This window comes from Streptosporangium sp. NPDC006013 (assembly GCF_040614275.1).
GTDB lineage: Bacteria > Actinomycetota > Actinomycetes > Streptosporangiales > Streptosporangiaceae > Streptosporangium.
On sequence record NZ_JBEXUE010000640.1, the window covers coordinates 1 to 4,766 of the forward strand.

Sequence of the window (4,766 nt, forward strand, 5' to 3'; positions counted from 1 at the left end):
GCACCGGCCGGCCGGTGCCTCGCGGGGCGGAGGAGGGAGCCGCGGTGGGCGCCGGATCCGGGGCCCAGCTCCCGGCGCTTGTCACCGCACGACAAAACGCACCATTGTGCTTGTCCGAAACGCACACACCGTTCTCTGTCCATGCCAGCGATGCTCGAAACAGGCAACGAGTGTCAGAACGGAGAAAATGGTCATGGGCATCGACGGTGGGCCACGTACGGCAGTGGTGATCGGCGCCGGCGTGGTGGGGTTGTCCACCGCCTGGTTCCTGCAGGAGCGCGGCGTGGAGGTCACGGTCGTCGACCGGGACGACGTGGCCGCGGGCGCGTCGTGGGGCAACGCGGGCTGGCTCTCCCCTGGGCTGGCCATCCCGTTGAACGAGCCCGGCATCCTCCGCTACGGCCTGCGCTCCCTGCTCGACCCGAGCGCCCCGCTGCACATACCGGCCACTCCCGACCCGGCGCTGCTGTCGTTCCTCACCCGGTTCGCCATGAACTGCAGCTGGAAGTCCTGGGGCCGTGCCGTACGGGCCAACCTCCCGTTCAACGAGGAGTGCCTGGAGGCGTTCGACGTGCTCACCGCGAACGGCGTCGAGGCCCCCACGGTCGAGGCCCCGATCATGGCCGCCTTCGAGACCCCGCGGCAGGCGGTGGCGCTCCTGCACGAGCTCCAGCGCATCAACGAGTCCGGCCTGGAGATCAAGTACAGCGCGTTCGAGGGTGACGATCTCGGCAGGCAGGCGCCGCAGCTCTCCTCGCGCGCGCGGGCCGGGATCCGGCTGGACGGGCAGCGCTACGTCGACCCCGGAGAGTTCACCCGGTCACTCGCCCGCTCCGTCGTCGCCCGGGGCGCCACGATCCGGTCCGGCTTCCGGGTGATCGACGTCTACTCCCACTCCGGCGGGATCGCCGTCCGGTCGAGTGACGGGGACTCCGTCAGCGCCGACGCCGTCGTGCTGGCCACCGGCGCCTGGCTGAACCAGCTCGGCGCCTCCTGGGGCGTCCGGGTGCCGGTACGTGCCGGACGCGGTTACTCGTTCACCGTGCCGACGGACGAGCCCGTGCCCGGGCCGATCTACCTGCCCGCCGTGCGGGTGGCCTGCACGCCCTACCAGGGCAAGCTGCGCGTCGCCGGCACGATGGAGTTCCGGGACGCCGACGCCCCCCTGTACCAGAGGCGCGTCGACGCGATCATCGCGTCCGCCCGGCCGCTGCTCAGCGGCGTCTCCTGGGAGGAGCGCACCGACACCTGGGTCGGTCCGCGCCCCGTCACCCCCGACGGCAGGCCGCTGATCGGCGCCACCCGCGCCCCCGGCAGGTACGTCGCCGGTGGCCACGGCATGTGGGGATTCACCCACGGGCCGGTCACCGGTCGCATGCTGGCCGAGCAGATCACCACCGGAAAGCAGCCCGTGGCCCTACGGGACTTCGACCCCGTCCGCTGAGGCGGGACGGTTCGGCCCGCGGGCGGTGATCAGGACGCTGCCCGAGGGGATCGTGGCCCAGTCGGCGATGCCGTCGCGGATCCAGGCCACGGTCCCCGCGCCGTACTCGGCCGCCAGCTCCGCGCGATGGGCGTCGAGCCGCTCCAGGATCCGCCGGTAGAACGGCTCGGTGTGCTCGGTGAGGTCCTCGACGGCGTCGACGCCGAGACCGGCCGCGCGCAGGATCTCCAGGTACGCCCCGGCCTGCTCGATGGAGTGGACCTGGAACATCTCGAAGTACGTCGCCAGCCGAGGCCGCAGGTCGTCGGTGACGGGAACGTGCAGGCACGGGGCCTCCACCACCAACCGGCCACCGGGCCGCAGCACCCGGACGAGCTCGGCGAAGAGCGGCTCCGGCGCGAAGTGCGGCGTCGACTCGAAGACCAGTACCGCGTCGAACGCATCGTCGGGGTAGGGCATGGCCAGCGCGTCGCACCGCTCGAAGGAGACCAGCGGCTCCACGCCCCGCTCGCGCGCCCACGCCCTCCCCCGTTCCAGCGCCCGCTCGTCGACGTCGATCGCCGTCACCCGCGCCCCGGTGCGCTCCGCCACCGTCACCGCGGGACGCCCGTTCCCACAGCCCACGTCCAGCACCAGCTCACCGGCCCGCGCGTCCAGACGGTCGACCACGACCCCGGTCAGCCGGTCGGTGGCCTCCTCGATCGGCGTGTCGTCGTCGGGTCCCGACCAGTAGCCGTAGTGCAGGTCGAGCCCGCCGACCTTCTCCGTCAATGAGGCCAGGTAGTCGTAGGAACCCGTCGTGGGATACGGCGTGCTGGGCATCTTTCCTCCGTATGCTGATCCGGCTCACCGGCTACCAGGACACCGGCAGTGATTCGAGGCTGTAGGCCGCGTTCATCGGGGTGAACCGGAGTTCCTCGAACGGGACGTCCAGCCGCAGGCCGGGGAAGCGGTTCAGCAGGCGGGGAACGCAGACCCGTAGTTCCAGCCTGGCCAGCTCGGCGCCCAGGCAGTAACGGGCGCCGTGCCCGAAGGCGAGATGGGGCAGCGGCTCGCGGGTGATGTCGAACCGGTCGGCGTCGGGCCCCAGGACGGCGTCACGGTTGGCCGACGGCAGGGAGCACAGGACGTACTCCCCCGCCCGGATCTCCTGGCCGCCGACCGTGACGTCCTCCTCGGCGGTGAAGACCTTGCCGAAGGAGACCACCGACAGATGGCGGAGCATCTCCTCGACCGCGCGGTCCACGTCGGCCGAACCGGCGCGCAGCGCCGCGGCCTGGCCGGGGTGGCGCAGCAGGAGCAGGGCTCCCAGCCCGATCGTGCCGGCCGTCGTCGCGTACCCCGCGAGCAGCAACTGGGCGGCGACCCCGGCCAGCTCGGCGTCGGAGAGATCCGCGCCGTACGACGAGATCAGCCTGCCGACAAGGCCGTCGCCGTCGCCGGGATCGCGGCGGCACCGGGAGACGAACGCGCTCAGGTAGGTGTCCAGCTCGGCGAAGGCGACCGCCTGCTCCAGCGGCCTCGGGGTGAAGTCGAGGAGGACGTCGGCATTGCGCCGCAGCCCCTCCTGGTCGGGCTCGGGGATCCCGAGGAGTTCGAGGAAGATCCGTGCCGGAACCGGGAGCGCGAAGTCCGCGATCAGGTCGGCGCCAGGCCCGGAACGGCACATCGCCGCCATCCGCTCGTCGGCCACGGCCTCGACGCGCGGGCGCAGCGCCCGCAGCCGGCGGGCCCCGAACTCCGCGTTGAGCATCCGCCGGAGGCGCGCGTGCTCGCGGGGGGCGTACGTCGAGAAGAAGCCGGGACGCGGCGGCGGGAACCCTCCCGGAGGCTCCGGCGGCGGGATCGGGCCGTCGACCGCCGCCCTGGAGCTGAATCGCCACTGGTCCGCGACCACGCGGCGGGCGTCGGCGTAGCGGGTGACCATCCACGCGCTCGCCCCGGTCGAGAGGGTGACCCGGACCACCGGCTCCTCGGCCCGCAACCGGGCGAACTCCTCGGCCGGGTCGAGGGGGCAGACGCTGGAGCGGCGGACGAAGAGCGGTACCGGCGGGCCGTCGTCGATCACGGCGGTCACGCGTGCGGGGAGGGGGAGAGCGGGTCTTCGCGGTGCCGCACACCGATGTCGCCGAGGCGGGCCACGATGTCGGTGACGAGTGCCGCCTCCGCGTCCACCGGATAGAAGTGGTCCCCGGGGAAGGTCAGCAGCTCGAACCCCGCGGACGCGACGCGGTTCCAGGCGCGCATCTCGTCGTGGCTCACGCGCCGGTCGTCCGCCCCCAGGTAGGCGGTGATCGGAGCGGCGATCCTCGGGATGGCGGCGGGCCGGTAGGCGTGCAGCAGGTCGTGGTCCGCCCGCAACGCGATCATCGCCAGGTCCATCAGCTCGGGGAAGCGCAGCAGCGCCGGATCCGCGGCCGCGGCCTGCTCGGCGAGTTGCTCGTCACCGATGGGAATCCGCCGCGCGTCGCTCGCGCACAGGTGCGGCGCCGCGTGCGCGGACACCAGCAGCGACGCCGGGGAGATCCCGTGCTCCCCGGCGAGTCTGACCGCGACCTCGTACGCGACCACGGCTCCCATGCTGTGCCCGAACAGGGCGAGCGGGCGGTCGGCCAGGGGGAGGAGCACCCGGCAGAGGTGGTCGACGAGGGGCTCCATCCGGTCGATCGGCCGCTCGTTGATGCGGTTCTGCCTGCCCGGGTAGCACACGGCGGACAGCTCGACGTCCTCGGGCAGGTGGTCCTGCCATCCCCGGTAGAAACTCGGCGACCCCCCGGCGTGGGGAAAGCAGACCAGCCGCAGCCGAGGCTCGGCGAGCACCTGCCGCCGGCGCAGCCACATGCACTGATCCGCCGGGATCGTCTCGGTCATGAAAGATCACTCCTTTCGAGAACCGGGCGCGGACCGCCCGCCCCGGTCTCTCCCTCGCCGTCCGCCCACGGCACGGCGAGTGCCTTCGCCAGGCCCTCGATCGTCGGAGCGACGAACAGTGCCTTGACCGGAAGCTGAACCCCGAATCGCTCCTTGCAGCGCTGGACCACCTGCAGCGCGCTCAGCGAGTGCCCGCCCAGGAGGAAGAAGTCGTCGCGCCTCCCGATCGTGTCGACGCCGAGCACGTCCTGCCAGACGGCCAGCAGCTCCAGCTCGCGAGGGCTCCACTCGTCGGTGCCGCCGGCGGGTGGCGCGGCGGGGTGGCGCGGGCGAGGAGGTCGTGACCGGGCGGCGGGCCGCAGGATCGGCGAGGATCCCGAGCTCGACGAAGTCCGGGTGGTGATCCTCACCAACTACGCCCTCGACGAGTACGTCTTCGCCGCCCTGCGCG

The 4,766-nt window shown here is 72.5% G+C and carries 5 protein-coding genes and 1 pseudogene; 2 read left to right on the forward strand and 4 right to left on the reverse strand.

Annotation, left to right across the window (positions count from 1 at the left end):
- Window positions 1–193: 193 nt before the first annotated feature.
- Complete coding sequence (locus tag ABZ260_RS46790) at window positions 194–1,444, forward strand: FAD-dependent oxidoreductase (protein ID WP_355559023.1); 1,251 nt, start codon at window positions 194–196, stop codon at window positions 1,442–1,444.
- Here the strand turns inward: ABZ260_RS46790 and ABZ260_RS46795 are convergent.
- From ABZ260_RS46795 to ABZ260_RS46810, 4 genes are read right to left on the reverse strand one after another with little or no spacing between them, the layout of a single operon-like run.
- Window positions 1,418–2,266, reverse strand: a complete 849-nt coding sequence (locus tag ABZ260_RS46795; RefSeq protein ID WP_355631259.1) for a methyltransferase domain-containing protein — start codon at window positions 2,264–2,266, stop codon at window positions 1,418–1,420. The genes ABZ260_RS46790 and ABZ260_RS46795 overlap by 27 nt on opposite strands.
- A 31-nt stretch (window positions 2,267–2,297) precedes the next feature.
- Window positions 2,298–3,521: a cytochrome P450 gene (locus tag ABZ260_RS46800; protein WP_355631262.1), complete on the reverse strand. Its 1,224-nt coding sequence runs from the start codon at window positions 3,519–3,521 to the stop codon at window positions 2,298–2,300.
- Window positions 3,518–4,315: an alpha/beta fold hydrolase gene (locus tag ABZ260_RS46805; protein WP_355631265.1), complete on the reverse strand. Its 798-nt coding sequence runs from the start codon at window positions 4,313–4,315 to the stop codon at window positions 3,518–3,520. The genes ABZ260_RS46800 and ABZ260_RS46805 overlap by 4 nt, the downstream gene beginning before the upstream one ends.
- The gene (locus ABZ260_RS46810; RefSeq protein ID WP_355631268.1) at window positions 4,312–4,680 is read right to left on the reverse strand and encodes a phosphopantetheine-binding protein; all 369 of its coding nucleotides are present in this window, start codon (window positions 4,678–4,680) and stop codon (window positions 4,312–4,314) included. The genes ABZ260_RS46805 and ABZ260_RS46810 overlap by 4 nt, the downstream gene beginning before the upstream one ends.
- Between ABZ260_RS46810 and ABZ260_RS46815 the strand changes: the two are divergent.
- A pseudogene (locus ABZ260_RS46815) lies at window positions 4,667–4,766 on the forward strand (DNA-binding response regulator); the annotation flags it as partial. The gene ABZ260_RS46810 and the pseudogene ABZ260_RS46815 overlap by 14 nt on opposite strands.